The following is a 15,562-nucleotide window of genomic DNA, read 5'->3' on the forward strand; positions in this document are numbered from 1 at the left end:
GGCTGGGCGTATTCAACCGGGGGCTGAGGCGCATGCCCATGCTGGATGCCTTTCTGCAAGCCGAGGTGGTGCCTTGCTGGTGGTGGCCCCGCGGCGCGCTGGACGCCACCGTGGGATGGGGTCGCAGCCGGCATGCGTGGCGCGCCCGGCGGGTCGCGGCGGACTGCGACCGGCCTTTCCTCGCGCTGGAAGACGGCTTTCTGCGCTCCTTCCACCCCGGGCGGCAGCACCCGCCCTTGTCTCTGGTGCTGGACGATGTGGGCATCCACTACGACAGCACACGGCCCAGCGCCCTCGAGCGCTTGCTGGCCAGCGAGGAAGACCTGCTCGGTGGCGGCGCAGCCGAGGACGCCGCGCGCGCCCGCGCGCTGATCCGCGAACACGGCCTGAGCAAGTACAACCACGCCCCGCCGATGGCGCGGGTGCAGGCTGCGCTGGGACGCCCGCTCTTGCGCCCCAACGACAGGCGGCGCGTGCTGGTGGTGGATCAGACCCGAGGCGATCTGAGCATCGCACTGGGCGGCGCCAGCGAGCACACGTTCACCGAGCTGCTGGTGGCGGCCCTGGCCGACAACCCCCACGCCACGGTGTACGTCAAAACGCACCCGCAGGTGCTGGCCGGTCGCCGTGAGGGCCACTACGCACGGCTGCGCGACGGTGAGCGCCTGGTGGTGCTGCGCCAGGCCATCGAACCCTTGAGCCTGCTGAGGCACATGGACGCGGTGTACGTGGTCAGCTCCACCCTGGGCTTCGAAGCCTTGCTGGCCGACCGGCCCGTGTGTTGCTTCGGCATGCCCTGGTACGCCGGCTGGGGCGCCACGCAGGACCGGCTGCGCTGCCCGCGCCGCACGCGTGCGCGCAGCGTGGATGAACTGTTCGTCGCGGCCTATCTGCGGTATGCGCGCTACCTCAACCCTGAGACGCACGCTCCCGGCACTGTCTTCGACGCGATCGACTGGCTGGCGCGCCAACGCCGCATGGCCGGCTTCCGGCCGGAGCGCCGCAGTGATTGACGCCCTCCCCTGGCGCGGCGAGCGCCTCATCGCCGTGGGCTTTCGGCGCTGGAAGCAGGCGCACCTGCGCCCCATGCTGTCGCCCTGCGTGGGTGAACTGCGCTTCGTGCCGGACGCCGCCGCCGCCGCCGCCCTCGGGCCCACGCCCGCCGACCGCCTGCTCGCCTGGGGCGCCACGCCCCCCAACGGCCTGGCCGAACTGGCGAGGCGCAGCGGCGCCGGGCTGGTGCGCATCGAGGACGGCTTCCTGCGCTCGGTCGGTCTGGGCTCCGACCTCATCCGCCCACGCTCCCTGGTGCTCGATGCCCAGGGCCTGTATATCGACCCGGCAACGCCCAGCACGCTCGAAACCCTGCTGCGGACCGCTCGCTTCACCCAGGAGGAACTGGCCGAGGCCGCGCGCGTGCGCGCCTTCATCGTCGAGCACGGTCTCAGCAAATACAACCACGAGCCACGCACCCGCGCCGAGTGGCCCTGCGGGCGCCGGCGCGTGGTGCTGGTGCCCGGCCAGGTCGAGGAGGACGCGTCCGTGCGCCTGGGCTGCACCCGCGTGCGAAGCAACGCCGCGCTGCTGGCCGCCGCCCGCGAGGCCTGCCCCGACGCATGGATCGTGTACAAGCCGCATCCCGACGTCGCGAGTGGCAACCGCCTGGGCCGCCTGCCCGAGGCCCAGGCGCGGCGCTGGGCCGACCACGTGGAAACCAGGCTGGGCGTGGTGAGCTGCATCGAGGCCTGCGATGAGTTGCACACCATGACCTCCCTCACAGGCTTCGACGCCTTGCTGCGCGGCAAGCGCGTGGTCACCCACGGCCTGCCCTTCTATGCCGGCTGGGGCCTGACCACCGACACCGAGCAAGATGCGCCGGCGCTGCGACGACGCCAGCGCGCCCTCGGCCTGGATGAACTGGTCGCCGGCGTGCTGCTGCGCCACCCGCTCTACTGGGACTGGACGCTGCGGGGCTACACCACCTGCATGGCCGTGCTGCATCAGTTGCGGGCGGAACGGGACGCGCTGCAGGACATCGGCCACCTGGCGCGGCTGCGCCGCGGCTGGTGGCCCCGGCAATGGCGAAAGGGCCATGCCCTGTGGGAGGGATGGACGAGTGGCTGAGTGCACGCTGAAAGACTGGCGGGCTCGCCTGGCCCGCCTGTGGCCCGCGCGTGGCGCCGCCCTGGCGGCGCGGCGCGTGCTGGTGCTCGGCGATTCCCACGTGCGCGTGTTCGAGCACTGGTGGTTCCGCTGGTCCTTGCCGCGCGTGCGCTTCGACGTGGTCTACGTGCCAGGTGGCACGGCGATCGGACTGTCCAACCCACGCTCGGCCACGCGCGCCCGCACGCGCTTCGATGAAGCCCTGGCGCGCGGTGCGCACGACCACGTCGTGCTCAACCTCGGCGAGGTCGACACCGGCTACACCATCTGGGCCTGCGCCGCGCGCGATGGCACCGATCCGCAACAACTGCTGGAGCGGGCCGTGCAGCGCTACACCCACTTCATCACCGAACTCGCCAGCCGCCACCGCCTCATCGTGGTGGCCGCGCCCCTGCCCACGCTGCCCGATGACTTCGAGCCCTGCGATGGCGCGGGCACCACGCGCAAGGCCCTGGCGCAACCGCTGGCCCGGCGCACCGCCCTCACCCTGGCTTTCAATGACGCGGTGGCGCAGGCCTGCGCCACCCTGGCCGTGCCGCACGTGGACGACCGCGCCGCCAGCCTGGGCCCCGATGGCACGGTGCGCGCGGCCTGGCGCCGGCGCGGCCGGGCCGACCACCACTACGCGCGCCGGCCGTACGCGCGCTGGCTGGCCGCCTCGCTACGTCCCTGGCTGGCTTGACGCCGCCGCCGGCTGCCCGGTGGCAGGCGCCTTGCCCGGCCACAGCACCGCCGCGATCGCCAGCATGATCAGCGCCACCGCCGCCCAGTCCTGCCAGTGCAGCACCTCGTCCAGCATCCAGGCGCCGCTGAACACACCCAGCACCGGAATCATCATCACGCTCAGCGTGGAGGCAATCGGCGGCAGGCCGCGCGCCAGCACCAGCCAGGCCACCTGCGCAAAGGCGAACACCCCCAGCGCGTTGTAGGCGATGGCCGCCCACACCACCGGGCCCGGCGTCACGCCCCAGGCCTCGCGCTCGAACAGCCAGGCCAGCACGCTCATCCACAGCGTGGCCAGCACGGTCATCCAGAAGGCCATGGTGAGCGTGTTGTAGGGCAGCGTGGTGCGTCGCATCTGCTGCGTGCCCAGGGCCCACACGGCCGCGGCCACCAGCATCATCAGCACCCCCATCGGCGCGCCCGACAGGCGAACGAACTCGTGCCACAACAACAGCAGCACGCCCAGCGCCGCCGCCGCCACGCCGCCCCAGGCACGCAGCGGCAGCCGCTGGCCGAACCACAGCGCGCCCACGATCGCCGAGAACACCGGCATGGTGTAGCCCAGGATGGCCGCGCGCCCACTGGACAGCGACTGGATCGCCAGCACCGCCAGCGTGTGCCAGAACAGCATGTTCGTCACCGTGAGCCCGGCCAGTTCGCCCCAGTGCTCCCGCGCGACGCGAAACGGGGCCTTGCGCCACCACAGCACCCCGGCCAGCACTGGCAGGCCGATCCACATGCTCAGCACGCGGAAGCTGAGCGGTTCGTAGGCGGTGATGCCGATCTTCATGATCGGCCAGTTGATGCCCCACACCAGGGTAAGCAGGACGAGCAGGGTCAGTTGCTGGCGGGAGATCGAATGCATGCCAGCGATCGTACGATTGTTCAAACCACCGCCTGGTCGGAGGGGGCCAATGTCCCCGACCTAAAATCCCGGCCCATGAGCTTCATCGACCAGTTGCTGGCCGCCACCCACGACAACGCCAGCCTGCTGTGCGTGGGCCTGGACCCAGACCCCGCCAGGTTTCCCGCGCACCTGAAGAACGACGCCGGGCGCATCTTCGATTTCTGCGCCGCCATCGTCGACGCCACCGCCGACCTGGCCTGCGCCTTCAAGCCGCAGATCGCCTACTTCGCCGCGCACCGCGCCGAAGACCAGTTGGAAAAGCTGGTCGCCCACATGCGCCGCGCCGCGCCCAAGGTGCCGGTGATCCTCGACGCCAAGCGCGGCGACATCGGCGCCACCGCCGAGCAGTACGCGATCGAGGCCTTCGAGCGCTACGGCGCCGACGCGGTCACGCTCTCGCCCTTCATGGGTTTCGACTCGGTCGAGCCCTATCTGCGCCACCACGGCAAGGGCGCCTTCCTGCTGTGCCGCACCTCCAACCCCGGTGGGGACGACCTGCAGGCGCAGCGCCTGTCCACCGTCGACGGTGACCCCTTGCTGTACGAGCACGTCGCGCGCCTGGCACAGGGGCCGTGGAACCTCAACGGCCAGCTGGGCCTGGTGGTGGGCGCCACCTACCCGGCCGAGATCGCGCGCGTGCGCGAGATCGCGCCCACGCTGCCGCTGCTCATCCCCGGCGTGGGCGCGCAGGGCGGCGACGCCGCCGCCACCGTGCGCGCCGGCCTGCGCACGCAGGGCGGGGCGATCACGGGCTCGATCATCGTGAACTCCTCGCGTGCCATCCTCTACGCATCGCCGCGCGACGACTTCGCGGCGGCGGCGCGCGCCGCGGCCCTCAAAACACGTGACGAACTGCACGCGGCCCGCAGCAACTGACCGACCGGCGGCTTGACGGATACCCCCGTACGGTTATCCGTTTGGCGGATGCGGCGACGCCACTACACCCCCCTGTAACCAAGCGAAACGCGTCATCGGCGGCGCCAATCGCCTGCCTAGACTCGCGCCCCATCCAATGGATGGAGGACGGTCATGGCGACGATCGAACACGACGATCTGCCGGGTGAAGCGGTGATCGAGCGGGAGGAAACACCCGCGGGCCCCGAGGGGCGCGCGGCCTTGGCCACGGCGGCGGCTGCAGCGGCACTGGCGGCCTGTGGCGGCGGCGGTGGGGGCGATGGCGGCGGTGGTGGAGGCGATGCGCCCTTCGCTCCCGTGGTGGACTTCCCGGTCAGCGACTACACGCACCTTGCCGCGGCCAACGACACCGAGGCGGCGCGCTTCCTTCAGCAGGCCCAGTTCTCCTCCACGCCAGAAGAAATCGCGGCCATCCGCGGCGAAGGCTACCCGTTGTGGCTGGCCCGCCAGTTCCAGCAGCCGCGCGCGCAGAGCGGCTGGGACTGGCTGGAATCGCGCGGCTACGGCGCGGTCGACAGCAACAGCTACTTCTTCAACCACTACCCGGCCGATTTCATGCTCTGGAGCCAGTTGCTCTCGGGCGGCGAGGCCATGCGCAAGCGCGTCGCACTCGCGCTGTCGGAGATCTTCGTCAGCTCCCTGGCCACCGCCGAGTTCACCTGGCGCAGCCACGCCTACGCCTCCTGGTGGGACATGCTGACGCGCAACGCCTTCGGCAACTTCCGCCAGTTGCTGGAAGACGTGACCCTGCACCCGGCCATGGGTTACTTCCTCAACACCAAGGGCAACCAGAAGGAGAACCCGTCCACCGGCCGCGTGCCCGACGAGAACTACGCGCGCGAGGTGATGCAGCTCTTCACCATCGGCCTGCTCGAACTCAACCTCGACGGCACGCCGAAGATGAGCGGCGGCCGGCCCATCGAAAGCTACGGCCAGGACGACGTGACCAACCTCGCTCGCGTCTTCACCGGCTGGGACTTCGACACCTCCGATGGCGTGCGCCACACGCCACCGGGGCAGAGCTACACCATCGAGTCCCGCGCCTTCGCGCGCAAGCCGATGAGCCTGCGCGAAAGCCGCCACTCCACGCTGGAGGCGCGCTTCCTTGGCGTCACCGTGCCGGCGGGTACGCCCGGCCGCGAGGCCCTGCGCATCGCGCTGGACCGGCTGTTCAACCACTCGAATACCGGGCCGTTCTTTGCACGCCAGATGATCCAGCGCCTGGTGACGAGCAACCCCAGCCCGGCCTACGTGGCGCGCGTGGCCAGCAAGTTCAACAACAACGGACAGGGCGTGCGCGGCGACCTGAAGACCGTTCTGGTGGCCATCCTGCTCGACGCCGAGGCACGCGGCAGCGCCACACTGGCCAGCAACACCCACGGCAAGCTGCGCGAGCCCATGCTGCGCTTCATGCAGTGGGCGCGCAGCTTCAACGTCACTTCCGCCGCCGGCAGCTGGAAGATCTTCGAACTCGACAACGCCGGCACCCAGCTCGGCCAGAGCCCGCTGCGCTCGCCCTCGGTCTTCAACTTCTTCCGCCCGGGCTACGTGCCGCCCAACACGGCCATGGCCGCCAGCAACGCCACCGCACCCGAGTTCCAGATCGTCAACGAAACCAGTGTGGGCGGCTACCTCAACTTCATGCAGGGCGTGATCGAGCGCGGCATCAACTGCCCCAACCCGGCCGTGCCCTACGCGGCCTGGAACAACTACGCCTACGACGTGAAGGCCAACTACTCACGCGAGCTCGGCCTGGTGACGAACGCCGCGGCGCTGGTCGACCACCTCAACCTCGTGCTCGCCGCGGGGCGCATCTCCGGCGCCACGCGAACCCTCATGGTCAACGCGCTCAATGCCACCAACGTCACCGCATCGAGCAGCGCCGACGCCAAGAACCGCCGCGTCTGGGCCGCCGTGCTCATGGTGATGGCCTGCCCCGAGTACCTGATCCAGAAGTGAGGGACGCCACATGAACTTCATCGATCCCGCCAGGCACACCCGCCGCGCCTTCCTGCGCCGCGCCGGCCAGCTCGCCTTCACCGGCACCGCCCTGCCCACGGTGCTGAACCTCGCCGCCATCGGCGAGGCCGCGGCCTTCAACGCCACCGACTACAAGGCCCTGGTCTGCGTCTTCCTCTTTGGCGGCAACGACTACGCCAACACCGTCATCAACTACGACGCCACCAGCCACGCGCAGTACACGGCCATCCGCGGCGGCATCGCCATCCCGCGCGCCGATCTCGCGGCCACGGCGCTCAACCCCACGGTCCCCTTGCCCGACGGCAAGCAGTACGCGCTGCACCCGTCCATGACCGGCCTGGCCAATCTGTTCAACACCGGCGCGGCCGCCGTGCAGCTCAACGTCGGGCCCTTGGTGGTGCCGCTCACGCGCCAGCAGTACAACAGCAACAGCGCCGCCTACCCGCGCCCACCCAAGCTGTTCTCGCACAACGACCAGCAATCGGTGTGGATGACCTCGGCCGCCGAAGGCACCACCACCGGCTGGGGCGGCCACGTGGGTGACCTGGCGCGCTCGCACAACACCAACAGCGTGCTCAGCTGCATCTCCGTGGCGGGCAACACCGTCTTCCTCTCCGGCGACCAGGCGCTGAGCTACCAGGTCAGCAGCAACGGCGCGGTGCGCATCAACTGCCTCAACGGCAACGTGTACGGCTCCGCGGCGGTGCGCGCGGCCCTCGTCGACATCGCCATGCAGACGCGCGGCCACGCACTCGAGAACGAATACAACCTCGTCACCGCGCGCGCCTACGGCACGGAAGGCGCGGTCACCAACGCGCTCAACGCCTTCCCCGCGAACAGCGCGCCCTTCACCAACTTTCCTGCCAACAACGGCCTGGCCAGCCAGCTGCGGCTGGTCGCGCGCCTGATCGCCGCGCGCAACCAGCTCGGCAGCAAGCGCCAGGTGTTCTTCGTCTCGCTCGGTGGCTTCGACCTGCACGACAACCTGCTCGGCGGCCAGGCCACCAACATGGAACGCCTCAGCAGCGCGCTCACCGCCTTCCACCAGGCGACGGTGGACCTGGGCGTGGCCGACAAGGTCACCGCCTTCACCGCCTCCGATTTCGGGCGCACGCTCACCTCCAACGGCGACGGCTCCGACCACGGCTGGGGCTCGCACCACCTGATGGTGGGGGGTGCCGTGCGTGGCGCGGCCTTCTACGGCAAGGCGCCGCCCGTGAGCGTGACCAACAGCAACGTCGACAGCTTCGACCAGTGGCACGTGGGCCAGGGCCGCCTGCTGCCCAGCACCTCGGTCAGCCAGTACGCGGCCACACTGGCGCGCTGGTTCGGCGTGGACCCGGGCGAACTCGGCCAGGTGCTGCCCTACATCGGCAACTTCGGCGGCGTGGACTACCCGGTGGACATGGGCTTCATGGCCTGAGCCACCACCGGCCCCCCGGCCGGGGCATTCGCGCGCGCGACAACGCACCGCGGCGGGGCGCCCTAGCATGCGCCCCATGATCGATCTCTACACCGCCGCCACGCCCAACGGCCACAAGGCCTCCATCGCGCTGGAGGAACTGGGCCTGACCTACACCCTCAAGGTGCTCGACCTCACCAGCGGCGAGCAGAAGCGCCCCGACTTCCTGGCCATCAACCCCAACGGCCGCATTCCGGCCATCGTCGATCACGAGGCCGGCGGCTTCGCCGTGTTCGAGTCCGGCGCGATCCTGATCTACCTGGCCGAGAAGACCGGCCGGCTCCTGCCCACCGAGGCCAAGGGCCGCTCGCGCGTGCTGCAGTGGCTGATGTTCCAGATGGGCGGCATCGGTCCGATGATGGGCCAGGCCAACGTGTTCTTCCGCTACTTCCCCGAGAAGATCCCGGCGGCGATCGACCGCTACCAGGGCGAGACCAAACGCCTGTTCCGTGTGCTCGACACGCACCTGAAGGACCACGAGTACCTGGCTGGCGACTACTCCATTGCCGACATCGCCAACTGGGCCTGGGTGCGCACGCACCGCTGGTCCGGCGTGGACATCGACGACCTGCCCCACCTCAAACGCTGGCGCGACGCCATCCGCGCGCGGCCCGCGGTGCAGCGTGGCATCGAGATGCCGCCGTCGAAGGTGGACCTCACGCGCGACGGCGACGAAGCGGCCCGGCGCTTCTCGGAAGACGCGCGCAAGCTCATGGAAACCGGCCAGAGCCTGAAGGGAGACCAGCGATGAAGCTCTACGTGTCCGAACGCGCGCCCAACCCGCGCCGCGTGCAGATGTTCATCGCTGAAAAGGGCATGACGGGCATCGAGGAGGTGCTGGTGGACATCAACGCCCACGAGCACAAGAGCCACCCGGTGCTCTCGCGCAGCCCCATGGCGCGCATTCCCGTGCTCGAACTCGACGACGGCCGCATCCTGAGCGAGTCGCGTGCAATCTGCGCCTACCTGGAGGGCCTGCAGCCCGAGCCCAACCTGATGGGCCGCGACGCCGAGGAGCGCGCCTTCATCGAGATGGCCGACCGGCACGTGGAGTGGTACGTGACCCTGCCACTGGCGCAGGCGATCCGCCACCAGCACCCGGGGCTGGCGGTGCTGGAGCAACCGCAGTTTCCCGACTTCGGCGCTTCTCAGCAGGAGAAGGCGATGGAGACCCTGCGCTGGCTCGATTCGCTGCTGCAAGGGCGGCCCTGGGTGGCGGGTGCGCGCTTCACCATCGCGGACATCACGGCGTTTTGCACCATCGAATTCGCGCGGCTGCTCAAGTTCAAGCCCGGTGAGCAGGGCTTGTCGGCGCTGCAAGACTGGCGAGACAGGGTGGCTGAGCGGTTCGCTTAGCGCTTCACTTCGCTCGTTGCACCTCGCGAAGCTCGCGGCCACTGGGTGCCCTGCTCCGCGAATGTCCCCCGCCAAGGGCTGCGCCCTTGGCTCCTCCTTTATTTCGCTACGCAGGGCACCCAGCGTCCGCGAGCCGAAGAAGCNNGTCCGCGAGCCACAGACCCGTTGGCGAGCCAACAGACCGAGTGCAACGAGGTCGTCGGTGATCGGGTGTCCGGCGTAGCGACATAAAGGAGGAGGAAAGGAGCGCGCCAGCGCTCCGTTCCGGGGGACAGTCGCGGAGCCGGACACCCGAGCGCCGACGACCGGACCGGCCGGAGAAAAAGGGGAACGCCAACACCCAACAAAAACCTGGCATCAGACTTGCATCACATCTTGTATCCAAGATGGGATGTTTCAACATGGTGCAAGTCGAATCCAAAGACCCCGCGTGGCTCCACCGCCCCAGTGAACCGCTGCGCACGAGGGAAGAAGGCCCCCTCCGGGCCCTGCGTTTCGCCGTCAAGGACAACATCGACGTGCAAGGCTGGCCCACCACCGCCGCCTGCCCCGCCTTCGCCCGCACCCCCACCGCGCACGCCACCGTGGTGCAACGCCTGCTCGATGCTGGTGCCACCCTCGAAGGCAAAACCAACCTCGACCAGTTTGCCTGCGGCCTCAACGGCACCCGCTCCCCCTACGGCCCCGTCCCCAACGCCTTCAACCCCAGCCTCGTCTCTGGCGGCTCCAGCTCCGGCTCCGCCGCCGTCGTCGCCCGCGGCGAGGTCGACTTCGCCCTCGGCACCGACACCGCCGGCTCCGGCCGCGTCCCCGCCGGCCTCAACAACATCGTCGGCCTCAAGCCCTCGCGCGGCCTCATCAGCGCCCACGGCGTGCTGCCCGCCGCGCAAAGCCTCGACTGCGTCTCCATCTTCGCCCGCACCGTGGGCCTGGCCGCGCGCGTGTTCGCGCAAGCCATCGACCACGACCCGCAAGACCCCTACTCCCGCGAATTGCCCCTGGTGACCCGGCCTTGGCCGGCCGGCTTCCGCTTCGGCGTGCCCGACGACCTGAGCGCCTGCGACGCCCCCAGCCGCGCCGCCTTCGAGCAGGCCATCGAACAGCTCAAGGCGCAGGGCGGCACGCCCGTCACCTTCCACTACCAAGCCTTCGCCGAGATCGCCGACCTGCTCTATGAAAGCGCGCTCGTGGCCGAGCGTTATGCCGCCATCCGGCGCTTCTTCGACGAACACGAGGCCGATGTGATCGAGCCCGTGCGCGGCATCGTCGGCCGCGGCCGCGCCTATTCCGCCGCCGACTGGTGCGACGCACAGGTGAAGCTGCAGGCCCTGTCGCAACGCGCCCGCGCGGCCTGGAAGGGCATGGACCTGATGGTCGTGCCCACCATGCCCATGCACGCGTCCATCGCCGACATGCAGGCCGACCCCGTGGCACTCAACCGGCGCCTGGGCGCCTACACCAACTTCGTCAACCTGCTCGACTACGCGGCCCTCTCCGTACCCACCAGCCTGCGCGCCGATGGCCTGCCCTTCGGCGTGACATTGATCGCCCCGGCCGGCATGGACTGGGCGCTGATCGAACTCGGCCAGCGCCTGCACCACGCCAGCGGCCTCACGCAAGGCGCGACGGGCGAGGCGCTGCCCCCACCCGAGGTGTTGCCGCTGCAGGAAGAAGCGCGCGTGCGCGTGGCCGTGGTCGGCGCGCACCTCAGCGGCATGCCGCTCAACAGTCAACTCACCGAGCGCGAGGGCCGCCTGCTGCGCACCACCACCACCAGCGCCGACTACCGCTTCTTCGCCCTGCCCGGCACCACGCCGCCCAAGCCGGGCCTGCTGCGCGTCGCGCCCGGCCAGGGCGCACCGATCGCCGTGGAGGTGTGGGACATGCCGCTGCGCCACTACGGCGGCTTCGTCGCGCTCATTCCCGCGCCGTTGGGGATCGGCAGCCTGGAACTCGCCGACGGCGAGCGCGTGCAGGGCTTCGTCTGCGAACACGCCGCCACGCTGGGCGCGCTCGACATCACGCCGCACGGCGGCTGGCGCGCCTACCTGGCACAGGCCAGCCGGCCGGCCACCGCACTCAACGCCTGACCCCTTTCGCCCTTCCTCCATCCCACCGCAGGAGTTCTTCATGACCACCCTCCCCCGCGCCCCCGCTCCCCGCCGCCGCCAGGTGCTTCAACTGGGCGCCACCGCCGCCGTGCTGGGCGCGCTCGGCGCTCCCGCCGTGCGCGCGCAAACCGGTCCCAAGGTCCGCGTCGGCTACTGGCCCATCGCCGCCGGCCTGCCGTTCTACTCGGCCGTCGAGCTGGGCTACTTCAAGGAGGCCGGCCTGGACGTCGAGCCGCTCAAGTTCGCCGGCGCGCAGCAGGTGATGGAGGCCGTGCTCTCGGGCCGCGCCGACGGCACGGCCAATGGCACCGGCTCGGCCAACATCGCCATCGGCGAGATCGCACAGCCGGGCACCTTCAAGATCTTCTGCTCCAACCCGAGCAACGCGAAGAACGTGCTCGACGAAATCATCGTGCCCGTGGCCAGCCCGGCCAAGGCGCTGGCCGACCTCAAAGGCAAGCGCATCGCCTCGGGCCCCGGCATCCAGAACGTCACCCTGGCCAAGACCGTGCTGGAACGCAGCGGCGCCACCGGCGCCACCGTCGTCGAGTTGCCCATCGGCCAACACGTGGCCGCGCTCGCGGCGGGCCAGGTCGACGGGGCCTACACGCTGGAACCCACAGGCACCATCGGCCGCATGAACGGCACCACGCGCGTGCTCGAAGCCGGCGTGATCGCGCACTACGTGCTGGGCGATCCCAACGCGCCGTGGTTCGGTGGCTCGGCCTCGCTCTCGTCCGACTTCATCAAGAAGAACCCCGAGGCCGCGAAGAAATTCGTCGCGGCCTACGGCAGGGGCGTCAACTACGTGCGCACCAAGGCCACCGAAGCGCGCCAGTACCTCAAGGGCTACACCGCCATCGAGGGCGCGCTCACCGGCGAGGTGCCGCTGGCCGCGTACACCATGTACAACGAGTTCACGCCGGCCGACGTGGCGCACTTCCAGAAGTTCTTCGACCTCTTCAGCGAAAAGGGGATCTTCAGCTCGCGCCTGATGGTCGACAGCATGCTCTACAAAGGCTGACGCCATGAGCACCACGCCGCCCGTGGTCGCCGAAGCGGCCAGCAAACCCTGGAGCCCGCCGGCATCGAGCGGTGCGCCCACGCCACCGAAGAAGACCGACTGGGGCAAGGCCTTGCCCTTCGTGGGCCCCATCGTGCTTTTCATCGTCTGGGACCTGGTGGTGCGGCTGGGCTTCATCAAGCCTATCCTGCTGCCACCGCCGCTGGACGCGCTGGGCACTCTGATCGGTGGTCTGGCCGGCGGCCCGCTGCTGGCCGATTTCGGTGTCACGGTGTGGCGCACGGTACAGGCCTTCCTGATCGCGGCCGCGGTGGGCATGCCCCTGGGCATCGTGCTCGGCAGCACCGAGAAGGCCTACCGCAGCGTGGAGTTCCTCATCGACTTCTTCCGCTCCACGCCCTCGTCGGCGCTGATCCCGCTGTTCCTGATGATCTTCGGCGTCTCCGACATCAACAAGGTCGCCATCGCGGCCTTCGGCGCCCTGCTCATCGTGGTGTTCAACAGCGCCTACGGCGTCATCAACGCGCGCAAGCAGCGGGTGATGGCGGCCAGGGTGATGGGCGCCACGCGCTGGCAGGTGTTCCGCGACGTGCTGGTGTGGGAAAGCCTGCAGCCCAGCTTCGTGGGCCTGCGCTCGGCGGTGTCGATGGCGCTGGTCATCGTGATCGTGGCCGAGATGTTCATCGGCGCCGACAGCGGCCTGGGCAACCGCATCATCAACTCGCAACAGGTGATGAACGTGAAGGACATGTACGCCTCCATCCTCGCCGCCGGCGCGCTGGGCTATGCGCTCAACGTGCTTTTCCTGGTCATCGAACGCCGCATCGTGCACTGGAGTGGTCGATGAATGCCGTACTGAACGCCCCCGTCTTCGCCGACGTGCCCGTGCCCGAGTTCAAGCCCGGGCCGGCCGGCACGCACATCACCATCCGCGGCCTCACCAAGTACTTCGCGGGCTGGCCGCTGTACGAGAACTTCGACCTCGACATTCCCAAGCACCGCATCGTCTCGGTCTTCGGCCCCAACGGCTGCGGCAAAAGCACGCTGATCAACATGATCGCGGGCCTGATCCCGATCGACAGCGGCGAGATCCTGTTCGACGGCAAGTCGCTCAAGGACACCAGGATCGGCTACGTGTTCCAGAACTACCGCGAAGCGATGTTCCCGTGGATGCGCACCATCGACAACATCGCCTACCCGCTCAAGCTGGAAGGCAAGAGCAAGGCCGAGGTGGACCGGCGCATGGCCGAGCTGGTGGCCTCTTTCGACGTCAAGTTCGACCTCAACCGCTACCCCTACGAACTCTCGGGCGGGCAGCAGCAGACGGCGTCCATCATGCGCGCGCTCGCGCCGCGCCCCGAGGTGCTGTTCCTCGACGAGCCGTTCTCCGCGCTGGACTTCGAGATGACCCTGTTCATCCGGGAGAAGCTGCAAGAGGTCTTCATGCAGACCGGGACCACCATGGTGCTGGTCTCGCACGACCTGGAAGAAGCCGTGTACCTGGCCGACCAGGTGCTGCTGCTGACCAAGCGGCCCACCAAGGTGGCCGAGATCCTGCGCTACGAGGACCCGCGCCCGCGCACCACCGCCACGTTGTCGGAGCCGAGCTTCGTCGCGGCCAAGAAGCGCAGCCTGGAGATCTTCCAGCGCGAGGTCCGGCGGTGAGGGGCGGCGATGAACGAAGACCAGACCCTGGCCTACGTGCAGGCCGCCGCCGTGGCGCTGGAACTGCCACTGGAAGCGGCACGCGCCGCGCGCGTGGCCACGCACCTGCAGCGCACCGCCGCCATGGCGGCGCTGTTGCAGGCCTATCCGCTGGACGACGACGCCGAACCGGCCGAGGTCTATTGCCCCGCGCCCTTCCCCGCGAAGGCATGACCGAGGCGCGACGAACACCATGACCACCACCACCGCCTCCGCGCCAATGCCCACGCTGAGCCAGACCGCGCGCGCCATCGCCGCCGGGCAACTGAGCGCGAGCGAGGCCCTGGAGGCCCGCATCGCGCGCATCGAGGCCACCGAGCCGCGCATCAACGCCTTCACCGGCAGGCGCTTCGCGGCGGCCCGCGAGCAGGCCGCACGCATCGATGCGTCGCGCGCGCGCGGCGAACCGCCGGGCCCGCTGGCCGGTGTGCCCTTTGCGGTGAAGAACCTGTTCGACATCGCGGGCGAGGTCACACTGGCCGGCTCGAAGGTGAACCGAAGGAACCCGCCGGCGCGCGAGGACGCGGTGCTGGTGCAGCGCCTGCAGGCCGCCGGCGCGGTGCTGGTGGGCTCGCTCAACATGGACGAGTACGCCTACGGCTTCACCACCGAGAACAGCCACCACGGGGCCACGCACAACCCGCACCGGCACGGCCACAGCGCGGGCGGCTCCTCGGGCGGCTCGGGCGCCGCCGTGGCGGCCCACCAGGTGCCGCTGGCGCTGGGCTCGGACACCAATGGCTCCATCCGCGTGCCCTCGTCCTTCTGCGGCGTGTGGGGACTCAAGCCCAGCTTCGGGCGCCTGTCGCGGCGCGGCAGCTTCCCCTTCGTCGCCAACATCGACCACCTCGGCCCCTTCGCGGACGACCTCGCGGGACTGGCTCTGGCCTACGACGCCCTGCAGGGCGCCGACCCGCAGGACCCCGGCTGCTTCGCCACCACGGTGCAGCCCACGCTGCGCGGTCTCGACCAGGGCGCGCAGGGCCTGCGCGTCGGCGTGCTCGGTGGCTACTTCGCCGATTTCGCCGGTGAGGCCGCGCGCGAGGCCGTGGCCCTGGCCGCCGCTGCGCTGGGCGCGCGCGACACGGTGCAATGGCCCGATGCGGCCGAAGCCCGCGCCGCCGCGTTCATCACCACCGCCAGCGAGGGCGGCGCCCTGCACCTGCAGCGGCTGCGCGAGCGCATGGACGACTTCGAGCCGCTGTCGGTGGACCGTT

General features: G+C 69.9%; 15 protein-coding genes. 14 read left to right on the forward strand and 1 reads right to left on the reverse strand.

What is annotated here, in order from left to right:
- The first annotated feature begins 32 nt into the window (after positions 1-32).
- Genes GTO19_RS00110 through GTO19_RS00120 form a run of 3 tightly spaced genes read left to right on the forward strand, consistent with a single transcriptional unit; the run spans position 33 to position 2,845 of the window.
- Positions 33-1,013: a hypothetical protein gene (locus GTO19_RS00110; protein ID WP_291016323.1), complete on the forward strand. Its 981-nt coding sequence runs from the start codon at positions 33-35 to the stop codon at positions 1,011-1,013.
- Positions 1,006-2,124, forward strand: coding sequence for a hypothetical protein (locus tag GTO19_RS00115; RefSeq protein WP_291016325.1), 1,119 nt, complete (start codon positions 1,006-1,008; stop codon positions 2,122-2,124). Before GTO19_RS00110 ends, GTO19_RS00115 begins: the two co-directional genes overlap by 8 nt.
- Positions 2,117-2,845: an SGNH/GDSL hydrolase family protein gene (locus GTO19_RS00120; RefSeq protein WP_291016328.1), complete on the forward strand. Its 729-nt coding sequence runs from the start codon at positions 2,117-2,119 to the stop codon at positions 2,843-2,845. Before GTO19_RS00115 ends, GTO19_RS00120 begins: the two co-directional genes overlap by 8 nt.
- On the opposite strand, the gene GTO19_RS00125 is transcribed toward GTO19_RS00120, so the two are convergent.
- Entirely contained in the window at positions 2,825-3,751 is a 927-nt protein-coding gene (locus GTO19_RS00125; protein WP_291016330.1) for an EamA family transporter, read from the reverse strand. The genes GTO19_RS00120 and GTO19_RS00125 overlap by 21 nt on opposite strands.
- 75 nt (positions 3,752-3,826) lie before the next feature.
- On the opposite strand from GTO19_RS00125, the gene pyrF reads away from it, so the two are divergent.
- The 11 genes from pyrF to GTO19_RS00180 form a co-directional block, all read left to right on the forward strand.
- Entirely contained in the window at positions 3,827-4,669 is an 843-nt protein-coding gene (gene pyrF, locus GTO19_RS00130) for an orotidine-5'-phosphate decarboxylase (RefSeq protein WP_291016332.1), read from the forward strand.
- Positions 4,670-4,822: 153 nt separating this feature from the next.
- Positions 4,823-6,667, forward strand: a complete 1,845-nt coding sequence (locus GTO19_RS00135; RefSeq protein WP_291016352.1) for a DUF1800 domain-containing protein — start codon at positions 4,823-4,825, stop codon at positions 6,665-6,667.
- A gap of 10 nt (positions 6,668-6,677) precedes the next feature.
- Positions 6,678-8,111, forward strand: a complete 1,434-nt coding sequence (locus GTO19_RS00140; protein WP_291016354.1) for a DUF1501 domain-containing protein — start codon at positions 6,678-6,680, stop codon at positions 8,109-8,111.
- Between the two features lie 76 nt (positions 8,112-8,187).
- Complete coding sequence (locus GTO19_RS00145; RefSeq protein WP_291016357.1) at positions 8,188-8,901, forward strand: glutathione S-transferase N-terminal domain-containing protein; 714 nt, start codon at positions 8,188-8,190, stop codon at positions 8,899-8,901.
- Positions 8,898-9,506 carry a glutathione S-transferase family protein gene (locus GTO19_RS00150; RefSeq protein WP_291016359.1) on the forward strand — a complete coding sequence of 203 codons (609 nt, stop codon included), beginning with the start codon at positions 8,898-8,900 and terminating at the stop codon, positions 9,504-9,506. The genes GTO19_RS00145 and GTO19_RS00150 overlap by 4 nt, the downstream gene beginning before the upstream one ends.
- Positions 9,507-9,907: 401 nt before the next feature.
- Positions 9,908-11,596, forward strand: coding sequence for an allophanate hydrolase (atzF, locus tag GTO19_RS00155; protein WP_291016361.1), 1,689 nt, complete (start codon positions 9,908-9,910; stop codon positions 11,594-11,596).
- 40 nt (positions 11,597-11,636) lie between these two features.
- Complete coding sequence (locus GTO19_RS00160) at positions 11,637-12,641, forward strand: ABC transporter substrate-binding protein (RefSeq protein WP_291016363.1); 1,005 nt, start codon at positions 11,637-11,639, stop codon at positions 12,639-12,641.
- 4 nt (positions 12,642-12,645) lie between these two features.
- A complete protein-coding gene (locus tag GTO19_RS00165; protein WP_291016365.1) occupies positions 12,646-13,488 on the forward strand; it encodes an ABC transporter permease in 843 nt (280 codons plus the stop codon).
- Positions 13,485-14,306, forward strand: coding sequence for an ABC transporter ATP-binding protein (locus tag GTO19_RS00170; protein WP_291016368.1), 822 nt, complete (start codon positions 13,485-13,487; stop codon positions 14,304-14,306). The genes GTO19_RS00165 and GTO19_RS00170 overlap by 4 nt, the downstream gene beginning before the upstream one ends.
- A gap of 9 nt (positions 14,307-14,315) precedes the next feature.
- Complete coding sequence (locus GTO19_RS00175; RefSeq protein WP_291016370.1) at positions 14,316-14,519, forward strand: DUF4089 domain-containing protein; 204 nt, start codon at positions 14,316-14,318, stop codon at positions 14,517-14,519.
- A gap of 19 nt (positions 14,520-14,538) precedes the next feature.
- Positions 14,539-15,562: AtzE family amidohydrolase (locus GTO19_RS00180; RefSeq protein WP_291016372.1), on the forward strand; the 1,024-nt coding region annotated here is incomplete at its 3' end.

Origin of the sequence: Hydrogenophaga sp. (assembly GCF_011772445.1) — a bacterium.
Classification (GTDB): domain Bacteria; phylum Pseudomonadota; class Gammaproteobacteria; order Burkholderiales; family Burkholderiaceae_C; genus Hydrogenophaga.

What these genes read in the sequence shown, in the direction of transcription:
- GTO19_RS00170 (WP_291016368.1), top strand. Translation starts at nt 13,485, where the DNA reads ATGAATGCCGTACTGAACGCCCCCGTCTTCGCCGACGTGCCCGTGCCC.
- pyrF (WP_291016332.1), top strand. Translation starts at nt 3,827, where the DNA reads ATGAGCTTCATCGACCAGTTGCTGGCCGCCACCCACGACAACGCCAGC.
- GTO19_RS00145 (WP_291016357.1), top strand. Translation starts at nt 8,188, where the DNA reads ATGATCGATCTCTACACCGCCGCCACGCCCAACGGCCACAAGGCCTCC.
- GTO19_RS00140 (WP_291016354.1), top strand. Translation starts at nt 6,678, where the DNA reads ATGAACTTCATCGATCCCGCCAGGCACACCCGCCGCGCCTTCCTGCGC.
- atzF (WP_291016361.1), top strand. Translation starts at nt 9,908, where the DNA reads ATGGTGCAAGTCGAATCCAAAGACCCCGCGTGGCTCCACCGCCCCAGT.
- GTO19_RS00110 (WP_291016323.1), top strand. Translation starts at nt 33, where the DNA reads ATGCCCATGCTGGATGCCTTTCTGCAAGCCGAGGTGGTGCCTTGCTGG.
- GTO19_RS00165 (WP_291016365.1), top strand. Translation starts at nt 12,646, where the DNA reads ATGAGCACCACGCCGCCCGTGGTCGCCGAAGCGGCCAGCAAACCCTGG.
- GTO19_RS00125 (WP_291016330.1), bottom strand. Translation starts at nt 3,751, where the DNA reads ATGCATTCGATCTCCCGCCAGCAACTGACCCTGCTCGTCCTGCTTACC.
- GTO19_RS00175 (WP_291016370.1), top strand. Translation starts at nt 14,316, where the DNA reads ATGAACGAAGACCAGACCCTGGCCTACGTGCAGGCCGCCGCCGTGGCG.
- GTO19_RS00150 (WP_291016359.1), top strand. Translation starts at nt 8,898, where the DNA reads ATGAAGCTCTACGTGTCCGAACGCGCGCCCAACCCGCGCCGCGTGCAG.
- GTO19_RS00160 (WP_291016363.1), top strand. Translation starts at nt 11,637, where the DNA reads ATGACCACCCTCCCCCGCGCCCCCGCTCCCCGCCGCCGCCAGGTGCTT.
- GTO19_RS00135 (WP_291016352.1), top strand. Translation starts at nt 4,823, where the DNA reads ATGGCGACGATCGAACACGACGATCTGCCGGGTGAAGCGGTGATCGAG.